At 73.2% G+C, this 19,390-nt stretch carries 14 protein-coding genes and 1 pseudogene; 9 read left to right on the forward strand and 6 right to left on the reverse strand.

Going from position 1 to position 19,390, the window contains the following annotated elements:
- The first annotated feature begins 313 nt into the window (after positions 1-313).
- Positions 314-4,033: a S8 family serine peptidase gene (locus PV410_RS24260; RefSeq protein ID WP_500327627.1), complete on the forward strand. Its 3,720-nt coding sequence runs from the start codon at positions 314-316 to the stop codon at positions 4,031-4,033.
- A 110-nt stretch (positions 4,034-4,143) separates the two neighbouring features.
- Here the strand turns inward: PV410_RS24260 and PV410_RS24265 are convergent, their stop codons facing one another.
- Entirely contained in the window at positions 4,144-4,734 is a 591-nt protein-coding gene (locus tag PV410_RS24265; RefSeq protein WP_500327700.1) for a TetR/AcrR family transcriptional regulator, read from the reverse strand.
- A gap of 131 nt (positions 4,735-4,865) precedes the next feature.
- On the opposite strand from PV410_RS24265, the gene PV410_RS24270 reads away from it, so the two are divergent.
- Entirely contained in the window at positions 4,866-5,828 is a 963-nt protein-coding gene (locus PV410_RS24270; protein WP_500327702.1) for a zinc-dependent alcohol dehydrogenase family protein, read from the forward strand.
- A gap of 49 nt (positions 5,829-5,877) precedes the next feature.
- Here the strand turns inward: PV410_RS24270 and PV410_RS24275 are convergent, their stop codons facing one another.
- Complete coding sequence (locus PV410_RS24275) at positions 5,878-6,501, reverse strand: TetR/AcrR family transcriptional regulator (RefSeq protein ID WP_500327628.1); 624 nt, start codon at positions 6,499-6,501, stop codon at positions 5,878-5,880.
- Between the two features lie 209 nt (positions 6,502-6,710).
- On the opposite strand from PV410_RS24275, the gene PV410_RS24280 reads away from it, so the two are divergent.
- Both PV410_RS24280 and PV410_RS24285 read left to right on the forward strand, forming a co-directional pair.
- Entirely contained in the window at positions 6,711-8,147 is a 1,437-nt protein-coding gene (locus PV410_RS24280; RefSeq protein ID WP_500327629.1) for an aldehyde dehydrogenase, read from the forward strand.
- Between the two features lie 249 nt (positions 8,148-8,396).
- A complete protein-coding gene (locus PV410_RS24285) occupies positions 8,397-8,609 on the forward strand; it encodes a hypothetical protein (protein WP_500327631.1) in 213 nt (70 codons plus the stop codon).
- Between the two features lie 58 nt (positions 8,610-8,667).
- Here the strand turns inward: PV410_RS24285 and PV410_RS24290 are convergent, their stop codons facing one another.
- Together PV410_RS24290 and PV410_RS24295 are read right to left on the reverse strand one after the other, a co-directional pair.
- Positions 8,668-12,474 carry a Kelch repeat-containing protein gene (locus PV410_RS24290; RefSeq protein ID WP_500327632.1) on the reverse strand — a complete coding sequence of 1,269 codons (3,807 nt, stop codon included), beginning with the start codon at positions 12,472-12,474 and terminating at the stop codon, positions 8,668-8,670.
- Positions 12,475-12,607: 133 nt separating this feature from the next.
- Positions 12,608-13,195: an RNA polymerase sigma factor gene (locus tag PV410_RS24295; RefSeq protein WP_500327634.1), complete on the reverse strand. Its 588-nt coding sequence runs from the start codon at positions 13,193-13,195 to the stop codon at positions 12,608-12,610.
- 9 nt (positions 13,196-13,204) lie between these two features.
- On the opposite strand from PV410_RS24295, the gene PV410_RS24300 reads away from it, so the two are divergent.
- Together PV410_RS24300 and PV410_RS24305 are read left to right on the forward strand one after the other, a co-directional pair.
- On the forward strand, positions 13,205-14,599 hold the full coding sequence (locus PV410_RS24300) for a serine/threonine-protein kinase (RefSeq protein WP_500327636.1): 1,395 nt from the start codon (positions 13,205-13,207) through the stop codon (positions 14,597-14,599).
- Between the two features lie 113 nt (positions 14,600-14,712).
- Entirely contained in the window at positions 14,713-15,459 is a 747-nt protein-coding gene (locus PV410_RS24305; protein WP_500327637.1) for a DUF4232 domain-containing protein, read from the forward strand.
- 15 nt (positions 15,460-15,474) lie between these two features.
- Here PV410_RS24305 and PV410_RS24310 read toward each other — a convergent pair whose 3' ends face one another.
- Positions 15,475-16,068 carry a TMEM175 family protein gene (locus PV410_RS24310; protein ID WP_500327704.1) on the reverse strand — a complete coding sequence of 198 codons (594 nt, stop codon included), beginning with the start codon at positions 16,066-16,068 and terminating at the stop codon, positions 15,475-15,477.
- A 305-nt stretch (positions 16,069-16,373) separates the two neighbouring features.
- On the opposite strand from PV410_RS24310, the gene PV410_RS24315 reads away from it, so the two are divergent.
- The 3 genes and pseudogenes from PV410_RS24315 to PV410_RS24325 all read left to right on the forward strand — a co-directional run bounded on the left by PV410_RS24315 (position 16,374) and on the right by PV410_RS24325 (position 18,706).
- Positions 16,374-16,775, forward strand: coding sequence for a VOC family protein (locus tag PV410_RS24315; RefSeq protein WP_500327639.1), 402 nt, complete (start codon positions 16,374-16,376; stop codon positions 16,773-16,775).
- Positions 16,776-16,856: 81 nt separating this feature from the next.
- The gene (locus PV410_RS24320) at positions 16,857-17,762 is read left to right on the forward strand and encodes a LysR family transcriptional regulator (RefSeq protein ID WP_500327641.1); all 906 of its coding nucleotides are present in this window, start codon (positions 16,857-16,859) and stop codon (positions 17,760-17,762) included.
- A 76-nt stretch (positions 17,763-17,838) separates the two neighbouring features.
- A pseudogene (locus PV410_RS24325) lies at positions 17,839-18,706 on the forward strand (alpha/beta fold hydrolase).
- 30 nt (positions 18,707-18,736) lie between these two features.
- Here the strand turns inward: PV410_RS24325 and PV410_RS24330 are convergent.
- Positions 18,737-19,348: a CGNR zinc finger domain-containing protein gene (locus PV410_RS24330; protein ID WP_500327643.1), complete on the reverse strand. Its 612-nt coding sequence runs from the start codon at positions 19,346-19,348 to the stop codon at positions 18,737-18,739.
- Positions 19,349-19,390 lie beyond the last annotated feature (42 nt).

The following is a 19,390-nucleotide window of genomic DNA, read 5'->3' on the forward strand; positions in this document are numbered from 1 at the left end:
CCTGGGCATTCCTGACGAGCCGCCAAGCTCCGCCGCACGTGGCAGGGGCCCGGTGACGCTCCCCTGCGCGTACGTCCACGGCCATCCGCGCGCCCGGACCAGATGGATCCGGCACCGCACGAAGCTGCCCGCGGCCGTGTCCCCGAACTCCCTGGCATAGCGGGTCTTGTCGGCATACGACGGCGTTCGGGCGGCCTCGTGATGACACAACTGTGCCATGGCACAAGAGCGACGCCCCGGGGCCCTTGAGCGGGGGCGGGGGCGCCTCGAAGATCAATGGCCGTCCACTCTTCACATGGCTTGAGGAGTTTCCTTGCCCACGCTTCACATCCCCCGGACCAGGTCCGGGGCGATCACGCTCGGCGTGGTCGCCGCCCTGGCACTCGGGGTCATACCGGCCACGGCCGCCGTATCCGCGGACCCCGCCGGTCGCGGGCCCGCCGCCGGCGCCGCACAACGGCCACCCGGCAACGGCGGCACGCACACCGTCACCCTCATCACCGGCGACAAGGTGACGATCGGCACCGCCCCCGACGGCACCACCGTCCGGTCCTTCCAAGGTGCGAACGGCACGACCACCGGTTTCCACCGCGCGGTCGTCGACGGGGCCACCTACGTGTACCCCGACGCCGTCCTGCCCTACGTCAGCGCCGGGAAGCTCGACAAACAGCTGTTCAACGTCACCCAGCTGATCGCCGACGGTTACGACGACGCGCACTCCTCCCGGCTGCCGCTCATCGTGAGCTACACCGACGCCGCGGCCAAGGCCCGGACCCTGCCGAAGATGGCGGGCTCCAGCGACGTCCACCGGTTGGACAGCATCCAGGGCGCGGCCCTCGCGCAGAACCGCAAGCAGGCTCCGGCGTTCTGGTCGGCCCTGACCGGCGGCGCCGGTGCGGCGGCCCGGTCCGCGAAGCCCGCCTTCGCGGGCGGTGTCGCCAAGGTCTGGCTCGACGGCAAGGTGAAGGCCGATCTGGCCGACTCGACCGCCCAGATCGGCGCGGACAAGGTCTGGGCGGAGGGCAACACCGGCGAGGGCGTCAAGGTCGCGGTGCTCGACACCGGAGTCGACGCCGAACACCCCGACCTCGTCGACCGGATCGACACCAGCGCCAGCTTCATCCCCGACGAGCAGGACACCCTCGACTACCAGGGCCACGGCACCCACGTCGCCTCGACGATCGCCGGCACCGGCAGCGCCTCCGACGGCAAGGAGCGGGGCGTCGCCCCCGGCGTCCGCCTGGACATCGGCAAGGTGCTCAACAGCGAGGGAAGCGGCCAGGAGTCCTGGATCATCGCGGGCATGGAATGGGCCGCCCGGGACCAGAAGGCCAGGATCATCAGCATGAGCCTGGGCGGCGGCGGTGACCACACCGACCCCATGAGCCAGGCGGTCGACCGGCTCAGCCGCGAGACCGGCGCGCTGTTCGTCATCGCGGCGGGCAACAGCGGCCCGCACACCATCGGCAGCCCCGGTGCCGCGGACTCCGCGCTGACCGTAGGCGCCGTGGACTCCGCGGACCACCTCGCCGACTTCTCCAGCACCGGTCCGCGTGACGGCGACGCCGGGCTGAAGCCGGAGATCACCGCGCCCGGCGTCGACATCCTGGCGGCCCGCTCCCACTACAAGCGGGGCTCGGGCTACTACACCACGATGAGCGGCACCTCGATGGCGACCCCGCACGTCGCCGGCGCCGCCGCGCTGCTGGCCGCCGCCCACCCGGACTGGACCGGCCCGCAGTTGAAGGAGGCGCTGGTCAGCAGCACCAAGGCCACCCCCGCGTACTCCCCGTACGAGGCCGGTGCCGGCCGGCTGGACGCACCGGCGGCCGTCCACACCTCGGTCTTCGCGACCGTCAGCGCATTCTCCGGCTTCTACGCCTGGCCGCAGAAGCCGGGTGAGACCGACGTCCAGAAGGTGACGTACACCAACACCGGCGACGCGCCGGTCAGTCTGGACCTGGCGATCGGCTCGAAGGCCCCGGCAGGGCTGTTCACCCTCTCCGAGGACAAGGTCACCGTCCCGGCGCACGGCACGGCCTCGGTCTCCCTGACCGCGGACCTGGACCGGCTGCCGCTCGACCAGTCGATCAGCGGCATGATCACCGGCACGGACGGCACCGGCGCGGTCCGGGCCAAGACGCTGATCGGCGCCGCCAAGGAAGGCCGGCGGCAGACCCTGACCATCACCGCCAAGGACCGGTCGGGCAAGCCGCTGGCCGGCCGGGTCATGCTCACCGCCGAGGGCCTCTTCACCACGATCGACCTCGACGCGTCCGGCACCGGCACCGCGCGGCTGCCCGTCGGCACCTACAGCGGCTGGCTCACCGCGGACGTACAGGGCGCCAACGGCCCGCACTCCCTGGGCATGGCACTGCTGGCCTTCAACGACGTGCAGCTGGACCAGGACCGGTCCGTCACCCTCGACGGCCGCAAGATGCGTCAGATCCTGGCGCGTGCCCCGCAGCAGACCACCCCCGTCGCACCGCGCCTGGACGTCCACCGGTCCTTCGGTGACAGCCTGGTCGAGTCGTCCATGCTGCCCAACGAGACCTACGACAGCATCTGGGCGCTTCCGACCGGCAAGAAGGTCACCGACGGCGAGTTCGAGTTCGGTGCCCGCTTCCGCCTGGAGCAGCCGGCGCTGACCGTGGGCACGGCCTCGAGGACCTACGCCGACCCGCTGGTCAAGCGCGGGGCCGAGCCACTGCCGGCCGGCACCCGGACACTCACGGCGGTCTACGCCGGTGAGGGCACGGCCGCGGATCTGGCCCGCACGAACGTCCGCGGCAAGGCCGTGGTCGTGCGGGGCGGTGACCCGTCCGGCATCCAGGCGCAGGCGGAAGCCGCGGCGGCGGCGGGCGCGCAGGTGCTCGTCGTCGTCAACGACGGCATCGGCCGGCTCCAGCCCTGGGACGAGGGCCCCTGGAGCCCGGAGAGCCCGGCGCCGCTGACGGTGGCGACCCTCGACGCCGACCAGGGCGCCGACCTCATCGGAGCGCTCGGGCACGGCCCGGTCAAGCTGAAGGTCACCTCGAACCCCACCACCGACTACGTCTACGACGTGGTGCACCACTGGTCCGGCGCGGTACCGGCGGACCCGACCTGGCGCGTCACGCAGCGCGAGCTGGGCAAGGTGGACGTCTCGTTCCGCAACCACCGCCAGGGCAAGGCGATGGAGTTCCGCCCCGACGTCTGGCGCGGCTGGGTGGTCGGCAACCAGCTCACCGCTCCCGCCCAGGGCGACCGGACCGACTGGGTCACCGCGGACGCCAGTTGGCTGGACGACGCCTTCATCCTGAGCGAGACGGGGCAGCACTCGATGGACGTGCTGCGCTACCCGGCCGGGAAGACGGCCGAGGTCAGCTGGTTCGGGCCGATCCAGCGCCCGCGGATGGGCCCCATCGGCTACCAGCCGGTGCGCTACCTCGACGGGGTCTACATCCCCGCACCCGGCTGGGGCGACTCCGGCTCCGGCCACGTCGGCGAGGCCTACGGCAACTACGACGTCAAGGACTGGATGTCGCTCTACCAGGGCGACCAGCAGCTCAACTGGGGCAACGCCGAGTACCTGCCGATCACCGGACTCGCCCCCGAGCGGCTGCCCTACCGGCTGGTCGTCGACAACGACCGGGCGGCCTGGACCCACCCGTACTCGACGCACACCCTGACGGAGTGGAACTTCACCTCCGCGGCCACCGGGCCCGAGTCGGCGGTGTCCCTGCCGCTGATCCAGCTCGACTACGGCGTGGACACCGACAGGGCCGGCCGGGCGGACCGGCACGCCAAGCTGACGGTGACCGCCTCGCACCTGCCCGGTACGACCGCCGCCATCGGGAAGCCCTCGCTGGAGGTCTCCTACGACGACGGGAAGACCTGGCAGCGCCCCGACCTGGACCGCAGCGGTAGCGGCTGGCGGGCGGGCCTGCGCGCCCCGAAGTCCGCGGGCTTCGCCACGCTCCGGGTCACCGCCCGGGACGACGCGGGCAACACCGTCTCGCAGACGATCACCCGGGCCTTCGGCCTGCGCTGACGCCCCGGCAGTGCACCCGGCGGGCGGGACCGCGGCCAGCGGTCCCGCCCGCCGGCGTTCCCGGGCGCTCCGGTCCGATCACGTCGAGCGTGGACCCCGCTCGTCCCCGGTCAGCCGTCGGCCGGTGCCGCGAAGGCCAGTCGCGCCGCCGGCGGGAGCGGTGCGTGCCGGGGGCGGGCTTCGAAGGCCTGGATCACCAGCCCCGCGAAGCGTCGGGAGGCCGCGACCTGGGTGGCGGTCGATGCGGTGTGGATCCCCTTGTTGGCCATCAGGACGAGGATGAGGTCGTCCAGGACGAAGTCGGCCCGCAGGCGCCCCGCGTCCTTGGCCCGCCGGGCCAGTCCGGCGACCGCCTTCACCGTGTACTCACGTCCCCCGGCATCCGGTGTCCCGGGGAAGGCCGACAGGAAGGCTTCGGTGAAGCCCCGATCGCGTGCGTGCAGCTCACAGATCTTCTCGATCACCAGGCACAGGCCACGCCACGGATCGGGATCCGCGCACCCCTCGTCGACGATGGCCCGACATGCGTGCAGTTGGTCCGCGAAGGCCTCGGCGACCAGCATCTGCTTGGTCGGGAAACGCCGGTACAAGGTGGCAGGTCCCACCCCGGCTCGCCGCGCGATCGCCCGCATCGGCACCTCCAGGCCGCCGGCCGAGAACAGCGCTCGGGCCGCGTCGAGGATGCGGTCGCGGTTGTCCATCGCGTCGGACCGCAGCTTCTGAGGCACTTGGCCGGTCACCCGTCTCACTTTACCCAAACGGACGGGGGCGTCCGATTACCGTCCACGACGTGGAGCCCGCCCGGAGGCGGTACGAGAACAGGGAGACGACATTGAAGGCGATCGCGATCCGGACGTTCGGAGGTCCTGAGGGTCTGGCGGTAGTCGGCCTGCCGGTACCCACACCTGCTGCAGGGCAGGTGCTGGTCGACATCGAGGCGGTGGGTGTCGGTGGTGTCGACACCGTGATCCGGAGCGGGGCTCTGGCCGCCTACGGATTCACGGAGGGCTTCATCCCGGGCAGCGAGGTGGCCGGCACCGTGACCGCGGTCGGCGAGGGCGTCGACGCCTCGTGGATCGGCCGGCGGGTGTGGGGCTCCACCGGCACCGGCGGCGGCTACGTCGAACAGGCCGTCGTACCGGTCGAGCAGATCCTTCCCCTGCCCGCTGGCCTGTCCGTCGTCGACGCGGTGACGCTCGGCAGTGCCGGCGCGGTGGCGCACTTCGGGCTTCGCCACGCCCATCTCGCCCCCGGGGAGACCGTCTTGGTGCGGGGCGCGTCCGGCAGCATCGGGATCATGGCCGTGCAGCTCGCGGCTCGCGGTGGTGCCTCCGCGGTGGCGGTCACGACCTCGTCGGCCGGTCGCGGCGAGCGGCTGCGCCGTCTCGGCGCGACCCACGTGCTGGACCGCTCCGGCGACGGAGGGGAAGAGGCTCCTGCGGGCTATGACGTCATCATCGACGTCGTGGCCGGCGAGGACATGCCGTCGTTCCTCGACCGGCTCAACCCGAACGGCCGCATGGTGGCCGTCGGCGCCGTCGCAGGTCAGCCGCCCGCGGACTTCGGCACCAAGCTCATGGCGGCGTTCCGGAAGTCGTTGTCCTTCGCCACCTTCAGCGCGGCCACCGTCGCCCCGGCCGACCTGCGTGCGGTGCGCGGCGAACAGCTCGCCGCGGCCGGTCGCGGCGAGATCGCAGCGGTGGTGCACGAGGTGCTGCCACTGGACGAAGCCGTTCTGGCGCACCGGAAGATGGACGCGGGCGAGGTCTTCGGCAGGATCGTGCTGACGCCGTAGTCGAAGGTCCGACGCCGGGACTGCCGTACGTCCAGGCGACGGCACGAGGTCAACGGCCCTCGGGCGGCGGGCCGGCGCCGAACGCGGCGACGGCGTCGAAGAAGTGGAGCGCCTGGTCGACGAAGTCCTCGCGGGAGAAGGCGAGGCCGCCGTCCACCCAGTTGAGCAGGATCTGGTTGACCCCGCCGACCACGGCCATGGCCATCGCGGTCACGTCGGTGCCCGGGGCGGCCCAGTCCTCGCGGAGCAGGGACTCCACCAGCGAGGCGAGCCGGCGCAGGCCGCGGCGTCGTTCGGCGGCGGCGAGCGGTCCGCCGGCGAGTGACTCGACCAGCTTGATCCGGCCCTTGCGCGGGTCGTCGACCACGCCGCCGGCCAGGACGTCGAGCATGCCGCGTGCCCGGTCGCGGCGCGTACCGCCCGTGGCGAGGGCCGCCCGGCACCTCGCGGCCTCGTCCTGCTGGATCTCCTCGAGGATCGCGGCGAGCAGTTCGTCGAGGGAGGCGAAGCTCTCCGTGAAGTAGCGGTCGGGCAGGTGGCAGTGGCGGAGCACCGCGCGCATCGAGGTCCCGCCGTAGCCCTGGGTGGAGAACAGCTCGATGGCCGCGTCCATGATGCGGCGGCGCCGCGCCGCGACGCGCTCCTCGGCGGTCATGCCGCCGTACTTCCTCATACGGTCACCCCGATCGACATCTGAGGGCAGATGCCATCAGATAGGAGTATTCTCGGCCATCAGTCGCGAAAAGAACGCTTCCCACGCGGTGGAAGCCACCACCGGCCGCCCGACGGCCGGCTGGACGGACGCACGCCGGCTTCCCGCCGCGCCGAATCATCCGAAGCCGGGTGAACACGGCCCGGCCGCAGCCGGAAGAAGTACCCATCATGGATGTGAAACGCCTGTTCATCGGGGGGCAGTGGACGACACCAGCCGGTAGCCGGACCATCACCGCCGCGTCCGCCAGCACCGGCGTGTACCTGGGCTCGGTGCCCGAGGCCCTGGACGCGGACGTGGACGACGCCGTGCGGGCGGCCCGTGCCGCCTTCGACGCCCCCGGCGGATGGCCCCGGTGGGAGCCCGAGCGCCGCGCTTCGGTCATGCTGCGGCTCGCCGATGCGCTCGAGGCCCGGAGCCGCCTGACGGCGAGCACGGTCAGCGCGCAGAACGGCATGCCGATCTCCACGGCCGAGCCCTTCGAGGGGACGGTCCCGGCCGCCCTGCTGCGCTACTACGCGGGCCTCGTCACCGGGGCGCCCCTCGAGGAACGCCGCGCCGGGCTGCCCGGCGGCAGCACCCTGGTCCGCAGGGAACCCGTGGGGGTGGTCGCCGCGATCATGACCTGGAACTTCCCGCAGACCATCGCCTTCTTCAAGATCGCGCCCGCGCTGGCCGCCGGCTGCACCCTGGTGCTCAAGCCGGCGCCGGAGACCGTGCTCGACTCGATGGTCCTGGCGGACGCGATCGAGGAGGCGGGCCTCCCCGACGGGGTCGTCAACATCGTGCCCGGCGGTCCCGGCGCGGGCGCGTACCTGGTCTCCCACCCCGGGGTCGACAAGGTGTCGTTCACGGGGTCGACGGCGGCGGGACGGCAGGTCGCGGTCGCGTGCGCGTCGCTGATGCGCCCGGTGACGCTGGAACTGGGCGGCAAGTCCGCCGCGGTCGTCCTCGACGACGCCGACCTGGGCTCGCTGACCGAGCCGTTCTTCATGGCCGGCCTGCTGAACAACGGCCAGACCTGCTTCGCCAGTACGAGGATCCTGGCCCCCGCCGACCGCTACGGCGAGGTGGTCGAGTTCTGCACGGCGATGGCGGGCGGTGCCGTCCTGGGCGACGCCCTGGACCGCACCACGCAGATCGGCCCGCTCGTCAGCGCCGGACAGCGCGACCGCGTGGAGGGCTACATCGCCAGGGGACTGCGCGAGGGCGCCCGGCTGACGACGGGCGGCGGGCGGCCGGCCGATCTCGACCGGGGCTGGTTCGTCCAGCCGACCGTCTTCGCCGACGTCGACAACGCCTCGGTCATCGCCCAGGAGGAGATCTTCGGGCCGGTCCTGTCGATCACGCCGTACGACGGCGAGGACGAGGCCGTCGGACTCGCCAACGACTCCGCGTACGGCCTCGCGGGCACGGTCTGGACCGCCGATCCCGAGCACGGCACGCGCGTCGCCCGGCGGATCCGCAGCGGCACGGTGGGGATCAACGGTTACGTGCCCGACCTCGCCTCCCCGTACGGGGGCGTGAAGGCCAGCGGCCTCGGCCGGGAGCTGGGCCCGGAGGGGCTCCAGGCGTACCAGGAGTTGCACTCCGTCTACCAGGCGTGATGCCCGCGCCATGGCGCGGTGGACCTCATAGGTCCGACGCTCGTCACCTCCTTGACAGGTGACGAGCGCCTGTGCGAACGTCGGCAGCAGCCGCGGTGGTGCCCGACTCCGCCGATCCCCCACCGGAGGGTTCCGTGAAAGTGCTCAGCGTCATGAAAGTGGCCACGGTGGCCGTGGCCGTCGTCACCATCGCCTGCGGGTGTTTCCTCCAGGTCTTCTGAGGACGACACCGCGAGAGAGAGGACCGGCATGCCGAACACGCAGAAGGCCGTCAAGGTCGTCAAGGTCGTGAAGGTGGCCAAGGCCGCTGACACCGGCGCGGTGACGCGCCAGGCCCGCTTCGGCGCCCTGCCCGAACGCGTCCGGCCCGAGGACACCACCGAGGTGGTGCCCATCGTGGAGCGGTACCCGTCGCAGGACCACTACGACCACGAGAAGTGGCTCACCTGCAGGTGGGTCTAGCAGCAGGCGCCGCGCCCCCGGACGGACTCCGGTCCGCCCGGGGGCGCGGCGATGGGGCCTATGGGGTGCGCCCCTTCGTGACGTGCAGGGACACCGGGACCGGCGGGAGCCAGTACGGTGTGTCGCTCCGCATCACCAGGGACGCCGCCCGGTCCGCCGGCCCGCGGATCCCGCGGGCGTCCGCCGTGACCGTGAACGTCGCCCGCTCGCCGGGCCGCAGGGTCAGACGGACCGGGCTCTCCGACAGCCAGCCCACGTCCGTCTCGGTCCCGTCCCAGCCCGGCAGTTCCTCCACGGTGGCCACCGGCACGGGGAAGCGGCTCTGGTCGCTGCCGCCCACCCGGTACATGCCGGGGGCGCCGCCGCCTCGGTACACGGCGGTCGTGCTGCGGGGCAGCGCGGACCAGGTGTCGCCGCCGGGGTCGTAGGCGTAGCCCTCCGGGGTCAGGACCCTGTTGACGCCGACCCGCTTGAAGCCTCCGGACACCAGGAGCCGCCCGTCGGCGGCTGCGTAGGCGGCGGTGGCCAGGCCCACGGGCATGTCCGCGCGGGGCTGCCAGGCGTCGGAGGCAGGGTCGTAGACGTACGCCGCGGCCGTCTCCACGTACTCGTGGGTGCCGCCAGCGCAGTAGAGCTTGCCGCTGATGGCGCCGCACGAGGCCCAGCTGATCGACTGCGGGTAGTCCGCGGCCCTGGCCCACCTGCCGGAGGCCGGGTCGAAGACGGACACGGTGTTCGCGCACTCGGTGTTGGTGCATCCGCCGACGACGTACAGCCGCCCGTCGAGGACGGCGCCCGCCGCGCCGTAGTGGCCCTGGGGAACGGCCGGGCCCTGCGCCCAGGTGTTCCGCGCCGTGTCGTAGACCTGCAGGGTGCTGCTGACCGTCTCCTGCGGGCCCCAGCCGCCGACCGCGTAGAGGCGGCCGTCGATGATCCCGTGGGCGGTGGCCTGCCGGGGCTCGGGCGCGGTGGCGCCGCGGGTCCAGGTGCCCGCCGACGGGTCGTAGACGTACAGGTCGGCGGTGGGCGTGGAGCCGTCGGAGCCGAGGGCGGAGTAGAGCCTGCCGCCGTAGGTCTCCACCGCGTTGTCCATCACCGGGACGGGGAGGTCCGGCAGGGTGCGCCAGGCCGTGGCCGGGGGTCCGGAGTCCGCGCCGGTGCCGGTGCGTTCGCCGATGCGGAGCGTGGCGGGGGCGGTGCCGGTGTTGCGCACGGTCACCTTCCGGGCCGCCTTGCCACCGGGTGCGGTGGTGGTGTCGATCCGGGTGGTGCCGACCGACAGCCGCCCCGCCGCGAGGGAGAAGGAGGCCTTGACCGCCCGGTCCGGCCGGACGGTCACGGTACGGGACGCCGTCCGGTACGCGGGCTTGGCGACGGTGACGGCGCGGCTGCCGCCACCGGGGACGAACAGCCGGTAGAGGCCGTCACCGGTGCGCGGGTCGCCGGTGGTGGCGGTGGTCGGCGCCGAGGGGCCGTGGACCCCGCCACGCACCACCGCGCCGACGAGTCCCCGTCCGGTGTTGGCGTCGGTGACCGTGCCGGTGACCACTCCCCCGCGGACGGGGGTGAGGATCCGCCGGCTGACCGTCACGTCGTCGACGGCCCAGAGCATGCCGGGCCCGGTGAAGTGGAAGCGCAGCCGCACCGCGCGCTCGCCGGCGTAGGCGGTCAGCGGGACGTCGACGCGGCCGCTGCTCCACAGCTGGTCCTGGTGCCACACCGTCGTCCAGGTCCTGCCGCCGTCGTCGCTGACGTCGACGTCACCGCTCTGTTCCGCGGAACCCTGGTAGTCGGTGGCGAAGGCCAGCGCGGGATCGCCGGTGCCGCTGAAGTCGTACGCGGGGCTGATCAGCTGGGTGTCCAGTGCGGTGTCCCAGCCGGCGTGGTCGTTGTCCGCGACGGCGAAGGCCCCGGAGCCGCCCGTGGTGTTGCCGCGGCCGCCCGGATCGTCGAACGCCCAGCCGTGGGCCGTGCCGGGCGCGTCGGCGACGCTCCAGCCCCCGGGTGCCCCGGCCGTGGAGTCGAAGCGCTGCGTGTCGAGGGTGCGCACCGTCAGACGGTAGGCGGGGTTGCCGGTCGCCCAGGTGTCCGCGGGCAGCGCCAGGCGCAGGCCGCGGTCGGCGGAGCCCACCGTCACCTGCCGTACCAGGGACCGGTAGTGGGAGTCGTCGCTGACGACCCGGAGGGTGTAGGTGTGGTTCCCGGGGAGGTCGAGACGGTACGCGCCGGTGGAGGCGTCGGACCAGACCGGGGCACCCGGGACGCCGTCCACGGTGATCTTCGCATGGAGCGGCCAGCCGTGCCCGGACCCGTCGGTGACGGTGCCCGTCACCCGGTGGGTCGGCAATTTGCGCAGGCCGACGTCCCGGAGCAGCGCTGTGCCGTCGGTGACGTCCACGGCCGCGGGCTGTCCGGGCGCGTAGCCGTAGGCCTCGACCCGGACGTCGTGCCGGCCGGCGGGCAGCGGCAGGCGGTAGCGGCCGCGGGCGTCGGTGGTGGCGCGGAAGATGCCCGCGGTCACCACCGCCGCGGGCACGGGCGCGTCACTGCGCCGGTCGGTGACCGTGCCGGTCACGGTGCCGTGCGGCCCCATCCGGAAGGCCCCCGTGCCGTCGGGGGTGCCCAGGCCGGTGGGCCCGTCGTAGCCGGGGCCCGCGGTGCACAGGTACGCCGGGGAACACCGGCCGTTGGCGCCGGAGGTGACGTCGTGCAGTCCGGCGCCGCCGGAGGCGTACGGGTAGGTGTTGGGGTAGGTCCCGGCGACCGGGGCGTCGGCGGTGGCGTAGACGCCGGCGATGATCGGCGCGGAGGCGCTGGTGCCGCCCGCCACGCCCCAGCCGCCGCCGCTGTAGCTGTCGTAGACGGCGACACCGGTGGCCGGGTCGGCCACGGCCGAGACGTCGGCGACCGTGCGCCCCGGGCAGCCGGTGTCCTTCTGGAAGGCGGGCTTGGCCTCGTAGCGGGAGCAACCGGAGCCGGTTCCGGCCCCGTCGTGGCTCCACACCGACTCCGACCAGCCGCGCGGGGCGCCGGCGTCCCGGGTGAGGGTGGTGCCGCCGACCGCGGTCACGTGGGGGGACGCGGCCGGGTAGGCGACGCCGTAGCGGGAGTCCCCGGACGAGGCGACGACGGCGACACCGGGGTGGTCGTAGTGGACGTCGGCTGCGGACTCACCCGGGTCCTCGGGGAAGAACGCGTAGTTGGAGCCGTAGGAGTTGGAGACGTACCCCGCGCCGAGCGCCACGGCCTGGTCGACGGCGGCACCGAGGTCGTCGATGCCGGCGGAGTCGGCTTCGACGAGCAGGATCCGGGCGTTCGGGGCGACGGCGGAGACCATGTCCAGGTCGAGGGAGATCTCCCCGGCCCAGCCGGGGTCGGGGTCCGGGTAGTGGGTGCCGCCGCGCTGGTCGACCTTGGTGAAGCAGCCGTCGGCGCTGGTGCAGGCGGGCAGCCCGTACTGCGCCCGGTAGAGGGCGAGGTCGGCCTCGGCGTTCGGGTTGTCGAAGGCGTCGACGACGGCGATGGTCCGCCCCGCCCCGCCGTCGGCGGGCAGGCCGTAGGCGCTGCGCAGGTCGGCGGGCCCGAAGCCCTCCGGGTCCTGCCCGGCCGCCCGCGCGCCCTTGCGCGCGGGAACGTCGGTGCGGCGCAGTCCGAAGCAGGTGAACTCGTGCGGCTTGGGCGTACCGCAGAGCGGCTCGACGTGACCCCCCGGCGGCTGCGCGGACGCGGGCGGCGCCGTGGTCCGCCCGCCCTCTGCGGCCAGGGCCTGGGCGGGGACGCCGAGCGCGGCAAGGACGGCGGCGCTCAGCAGCCCGGCGCCGAGGGACAGCCGTCTGCGCCGGTGGGGCGGACGGCTCGGGAACATGGACAAATCGCAACTCCTGTCGGCATCCTCGGGCGGCGGCACACACCGCCCCCGGATGGGTGAGTTGCGCGAAGTCCGGCGGAAGTTCCGGGTCCGGCGGGGGAATTTCCCGCGAACCGCGGTCGCGGACGTCTCAGGCCGTGTCCACCAGCCACTGCCGGACCTGTCTGCGCGCCTTGTGCAGCCGCGACTTGACCGTCCCGAGCGGGATGCCGAGGCGCTCCTCGATCTCGCGGTACTCCATCTGGCAGATGTCGCGGTACACCAGCGGCGCGACCAGTTCGGGGCCGGTGGCCTCCAGCCGCTCGAGGGCGTCCAGCAGGTCGAGCCGGGTCCCGGCGACCACGCTGGTCCTGCGCGGGTCGGGCGTGTCGGCCTCGGCGGCCGAGAGCGGCTGCTCGGCGCGGCGCCGTTTGAGTTCGCGGTACTTCTGGCGGGAGCAGTTGGCGACGACCGTGTACAGCCAGGTGTGGAAGAGGCTGCGCCCCTCGAAGGAGCCGATGCTGCGGGCGACTTGGAACAGCACGTCCTGGGCGGCCTCCTCGGCGTCCTCCCGGTGGGGCAGGAAGCGCCCGCAGCGGCGCATGACCTCGGGCCGGATCCGCGCGAGGAGCAGTTCCAGGGCCGCGGCGTCCCCGGCCGCCGCCCGCGCGGCGAGCTCCTCCGTCTCCTGGGCGGGCGTCACAGGGGTCCTCCTCGGTCCTTCTCGGGGTCGGTGCATGATAGGCACATGCCCCCACCTCAGCAGATCGGCCGCTACCGGCTGGTGCGACCTGTCGGTTCGGGGGCGTTCGCGATGGTGTGGCTGGCCCATGACGACTCGCTCGACGCGCCCGTCGCCGTCAAGGTGATGGCCGAGAACTGGGCGTACCGCCTGGACCTGCGCGAGCGCTTCCTCTCCGAGGCCCGGCTGTTGCGCAAGGCCGCGTCCAGCCGGCTAGTGCAGGTCTTCGACATCGGGGAACTGCCCGACGAGCGGCCGTACTTCGTGATGGAGTACGCCGACGGGGGCACCCTGGACGACCTCCTCGGCCAGGGACGGCCGGCCCTGGCCGAGGCGCTGCGGCTCACGGCGGAGGCCGCCCGCGGTGTCGCGGCGCTGCACGAGGCGGGCGTCGTGCACCGCGACATCAAGCCGTCCAATGTGCTGATCACCGGGGCGCGGGAGGGTCAGGAGCGGGTGCTCGTGGCCGACCTCGGCCTGGCGAAGGCGCTCGCCCAGGCCTCCGGTCTGACGATGGCCGCCGGTTCGGCCGGTTACATGGCGCCCGAACAGGCCCGCCCGGACGGGGGCATCGACGTGCGCGCCGATGTGTACGGCCTGGGGGCCCTGCTGTACCACCTGGTCACGGGCTCGGTGCCCGGCCCCGCGGGCAAGGTCGTACGGCCCGGCCGATTGCGCCCGGACGTCCCGGCGGCCGTGGAGCGGGCGGTGCTGCGCGCCCTGGAGCCGGACCGGCGCAAGCGCTGGCCCAGCGCGTCGCGCTTCGCCGACGAACTGGAGGCGCTGGCCGCCCGGTCCGCCGGCCACGAGGAAGGACGGCCGCGCCGGCGGCGTGGGCGGACCCTGGTGATCGCCCTGTGCGCCGCGGCGCTCGCGGCCGCCGGCGCGGGTCTCGCCGCCTCGCGTTCCGGGGCGCCGCAGAAAGTGCCGCCGACGGCGGTCAGCGACGCCACCGGCCGGATCCGGGTGGAGGTCCCCGCGGGCTGGGGCCGCGAACTCGTCCGCGGCGGCTGGAGCCCCGGGGTGCTGGGCCTTCCCGATACCCATGAGCCGGCCCTCCTGGTCGCCGGCGACGTGAGGAGCTGGCAGGACCTGGGCTCCGGCGTCGACGGCGTGTTCGTCGGGCTGAGCGAGCGGGGCGACCTCACCGCCCGGGTGGATGCCATCCGGCACGGCGGCTGCCGCTACCGGGGCAGCCGCGGCTACGGGACCGAAGGGTCGCCGGGATGGAGCGGGCGGGTCCGTCACTGGACCGGCTGCGGCGCGGAGGGCGGCTCGATCGACGAGATCAGCCTCACCCGGGCGGGTGCCGCGCAGCCCCAGGTGTACGTGCAGATCCGGCAGGACGGCGGCCCCGACCTGACCGACGATGTCCTCGGCGGTCTGCGGATCACCGGTTGAGCGGTGCCACGGATCGGCGAGAACTTCCGCCGCCCGCGGTGCATCTCACCAGGAGTACAGGATGCGGACCGGCACAGGACACCCGGCGGCGCCCTGCCGAGGAGGAAAGAGACATGCACGTGGCCCAGCACGAGGCAAGGCCCATCGAGCGGCTCGACCGGAGGGCGACGCCGTCTGGCCGACGCACCGGCCGTGGCAGAGTCGTCCCGCTGCTCGCGGGCGGGCTCGTCCTGGCGGCCCTGACCGGCTGTGGGGGCGGCGGGAACGGCACCGCGAGCGCCCCGCACACCCTCCCCGGCTCGGCGGGTCCGGCGAGCGGGGACCTGACGAGCAGTGAGCCGCCGACCTCCGCCACGCCCTCCGAGAACACCGACGGCTCCGCCCCCGCGGCGCACCACCCGCCGTCCCCCACCGCCTCCACGCCCCCGCAGGCCGGCGGGCGCTGCCACACCTCGGACCTCAGCGCGTCGATCGGCCGCAACGACCCCGGGGCGGGCCAGGAGAACTTCCCGGTCGTCCTCACCAACCGCTCCGCTCGCACCTGCACGGTCTACGGCTTCCCGGGCATCGCCTTCGTCAACGCCGCCGGGGAACAGGTGACCGTGGACCCGGAACGCGCCACGGGTCAGCCGGCACGGCGGGTCTCGCTCGCACCGGGAGCCAGTGCCTGGTCGGCGATGTCCTTCTCCAACCCGTCCATCACGGGCGTGACCACGGTGACCCCGGCGGCCGTGCTCATCACCCCGCCGGACGAGACGGCGTCCCTGAAGGTGCCGTGGACCGGCGGCAAGGTCTCCAACACCGGCAAGGCGTCCGTGCCCCGCCTGGGGCCCTTCCAGCCGGGCAGCGGACCTGCGTGACGGGGGCGGCACGGCTCATCGCCGCCGGGCGGCCCCGAAGAGCCGGCCGAGGGGACCTTCGTGGAGGCCCTCGCTGGTGAGGCCGTGGTAGACGATCACTACGGCGATGCACACCACCCCCCCCACGGGGGCGATGAACCAGCCGCCGATGCCGCAGACCACGTACAGGACGAGGCCGGTCAGCGGCCGGGTCCGCTGCGAGCGGAGGTAGCGGGGCGACACACCGGGCTCGAGCAGTTCCGGGTGGTCGCACAGATAGCCGAACACCCCCCACCACGGCGCCGACATGACGGCCGCGACCAGCGCGTACAGGACGACCGCGACGCGCTGGTCGTGAGGGTTCCCCGCATCGCCGAACGCGTCACCGAGGACCGCGGTGGGGAACGGCACGATGACGGCGCTGAACAGGATGGCGAGGTTGATCCACAGCAGGCCGACGTCCATCCGGCGGATCAGACGGAAGAGCCCGTGGTGGTTGAGCCAGATGACGCCGACGCAGACGAACGAGACGAGGAACGCCACGTACGCCGGCCACTTGCCGGCGAGCCCCGGCACGAGTTCGCCGGGCCCGTGGTCCGGATCGTAGAGGTCGAGGACGAGCAGCGTGATTCACGATGGCGAAGACGGCGTCGCTGAAGCCCTCGACCCGGCTGGTGTCCGCGAGGCGCATACCGTCGCCGGCGGCCGGACCTGACGGAACATCACGATCCGGGGGATTTGCCATGATGTGATCCTAGGCGCCGGCGTACGGCGGCGACGGAGGCCACACAGCATGTCGGTCGCGGGGGCGCCGGCGCGGGATTCTCGCTTTCTTCAATGGTCATTCGAGCTGCGCATGCCCCATCGGTGGCGATGTGCCGCAGCGCTGATCAAAGATGGACCGATGGACTACAGCTTCGAGGTCGTCAGTGCCGGTGAGCGAAGTCGACCGGTCATCGGTGTTTTACACGGAGCGCGCAGGCTTCACCCTCGACGTCGACTACGCACCCGGCGACGACTTCCGTGTCGTACAGCTGACACCGCCGCGATCGGCGTGCTCGGTGCAGATCGGGACCGGTCCCACCGATGCCGTCCCGGGGTCGCTGCGCGACCTCCACCTGGTCGTCGGTGACGTCGAGCGGGCCCGCCGGGATCTCGCCGAGCGGGGCGTGGCGGTCGGCGAGGTCCGGCACAAGTGGCCCCGCGACGGGTGGAAGGGCGGTTTCCGGCCCGGGCCGGACCCCGAACGCCGTGACTACGCCAGTTTCGTCGACTTCGCCGACCCGGACGGCAACACCTGGCTGGTGCAGGAGCGCGGTTTCCACCGGACGGAGTGAAGCCGGCGCGCACCCGCCGCAGGGAGAGCCGGGAGATTTTCGGCTTATGGAAGTTTCGAACAGTTCGGATAGATTTTAGACATGGCGACACTGCGGGCGCTGGAGTGCCTGGTGGCCCTGGTCGACGAGGGTTCGGTCACCCGGGCCGCGGCCTCCCTGCACATGTCCCAGCCGGCGCTCTCCCACCAGATCGCGGCGCTGGAGCGGGAACTGGGCACGTCCGTGGTCGAGCGGCTGGCCCGCGGTGTGCGGGTGACGGCGGCCGGCCGTGCCGCGGCCGAGGAGGCCCGGATCGCACTGGCGGCCGCGACCCGGGCCGTCCGGATCGGACGGCAGGTCGGCGCGGGCAGCGGCGGGCGGCTGCGGATCGCCTGCGCGGAGACCATGACCGCGTGGCTCCTCGTACCGGTACTGCGCCGCTGGCGCTCGCGCCGGCCCGAGGTCCGACTGGAACTGGCGGAGTTCAGCAGCGCCGACCGCATGGTGGAGCACCTGATGAACGGCGCCACCGACCTGGTGGTGGGACCGGAACCCACCACGACGACGGCCCACGCGGAGGTGCTGGGGCGGGAGGAGATGGTGGTGGTCACCTTCCCCGGTCATCCCTTCGCCTCGCGGGCGTCGGTCGCGGTCAAGGAGCTCACCGACGAGCCCTTCGTCCACTACGACCCGGACAACGGGATGGCGGTCTGGGTGGACCGGTTCGTCACCTCGCACCAGGTGACCCTGAGTCCCGTGCTGCGCACGCGCAGTCCGCGCACCGCCGCCCAGCTCGCGGGAGCGGGCATGGGGGTGAGCCTGGTGCCGGTGTCGGCCCTGGCCGGCCGGCCCGCGGCGGCGGTCCGGCGGCTGGAGCCCCGCGTCCACCGCGACATCGTGGCCCTCACGATGACGCCCTCGGACGCCCTGGTCCGGCGGTTCATCGCCGACCTGCACAGCCGGGGGCTCCCGAAGGTGGACACCGCCGCCGCGCTCCCGACCGCCTAGCCGCACCCGGCCCCGCCGTCGTCATCGGTGCCCGCCCCCACAACAGCAACCGATCACAGCGCCCAGGAGGTCGAAGATGACCCGCACCGTCCACTACCGCACCACCGGGGTCAACGGCCTGGAGGTCTTCCACCGGGAGGCCGGTGACCCCGGGGCACCCGTCCTGGTGCTGCTCCACGGGTTCCCGACGAGCTCGCACATGTTCCGGAACCGGATCCCCGCCCTCGCCGACCGCCACCGCGTGATCGCCCCCGACCACATCGGCTTCGGCCAGTCGGCCATGCCGGCGGCGACGGACTTCCCGTACACCTTCGACGCCTCACCGAGGTCGCCTCCGGGCTGCTGAACAGCTCGGCGTGGACCGCTTCGCCGTGTACGTCCAGGACTACGGCGCCCCCATCGGATGGCGACTGGCGCTGGCGGACCCGCGGCGGATCACCGCGATCGTCATCCAGAGCGGCAACGCGTACACGGAGGGGTTCGTCATGCCCTTCTGGGACGGGCTGTTCGCCTACGCCAAGGACCCGAACCCCGAGACGGAGGCGCCGGGGCGCGGCGTGCTGACCCTGGAGGCCACCCGCTGGCAGTACCTGAACGGGGTGGCCGACCCCAGCCTGGTCAGTCCCGACAACTGGGTCCACGACCAGGCGCTCCTGGACCGGCCGGGCAACGCCGAGATCCAGCTCAGCGTGTTCCGCGACTACCCGCGCAACGTCGACATGTACCCGGCGGTCCACCAGTACTTCCGGGACTCCCACGTCCCGCTGCTGGCCGTGTGGGGCGAGCGCGACGAGATCTTCGGGCCCGACGGTGCCCGCGCCTTCCGGCACGACCTGCCGGACACCGAGGTGCACCTGGTGGAGTCCGGGCACTTCGCGCTCGAGAGCCATCTGGAGCCCATCGCGGAGTACATCCGTGGCTTCCTGGGCCGGGTCCCGGTCTGAGCGGCGGGTCACCGGCCCGGGCCGGGCAGCTCATCCGGCCGGGGAGGCGCGGCCGGAACGGTTGCGTTCGTAGTGGCGTGCGACGCGGGTCCGGTTGCCGCAGACGTTGCTCGCGCACCACTTGCGGCGCCTGTTCCCCGCCAGGAACAGCATCGAGCACTCCGGGTTGGCGCAGCGGCGCAGGAGCCGCAGCCGGTCGGGGCTGCCCAGCAGCGCCACGGCCTCGGCCGCGATCACCGCGAGGGCGGCGTTGCCGCCGTACTCGGTGTGCCGCCTGGCGGTCTCCCGGAGTCCTTCTCCGGTGACGACGAGCCGGGGGCTGACGGGCACGGAGGAGGCCGCGGCGTTGATGTCCTCCACCGCGGCGGGATCCACGGGCCGGCCCTCCAGATGCGCGTCGAACGCCTCCCGGACGGCCGCACGGAGCCTGCGGGTCGCCACCGGATCGGGGGCGGGGCCCGGCGGGAGCCTCCTCGCCTGGATCCCCCACCAGGCGGCGGCCGCGGCAGGAGTCCCGATCAGGTCCTCGGCCGGCTCGCGGGCGGTCTTCACCGTGTCCGCGAGGTCCAGTGCGACCAGGGGCTCCCCGCCCATGGGGAAACCCGCGGCCTGCAGCTCCTCGAGCCCGACACGAACGCTCACAGAGGAAAGATATGCATTAGGGCACCGGGAATCCAGCCGATC

Source organism: Streptomyces sp. PA03-5A (genome assembly GCF_033792725.1).
GTDB lineage: Bacteria > Actinomycetota > Actinomycetes > Streptomycetales > Streptomycetaceae > Actinacidiphila.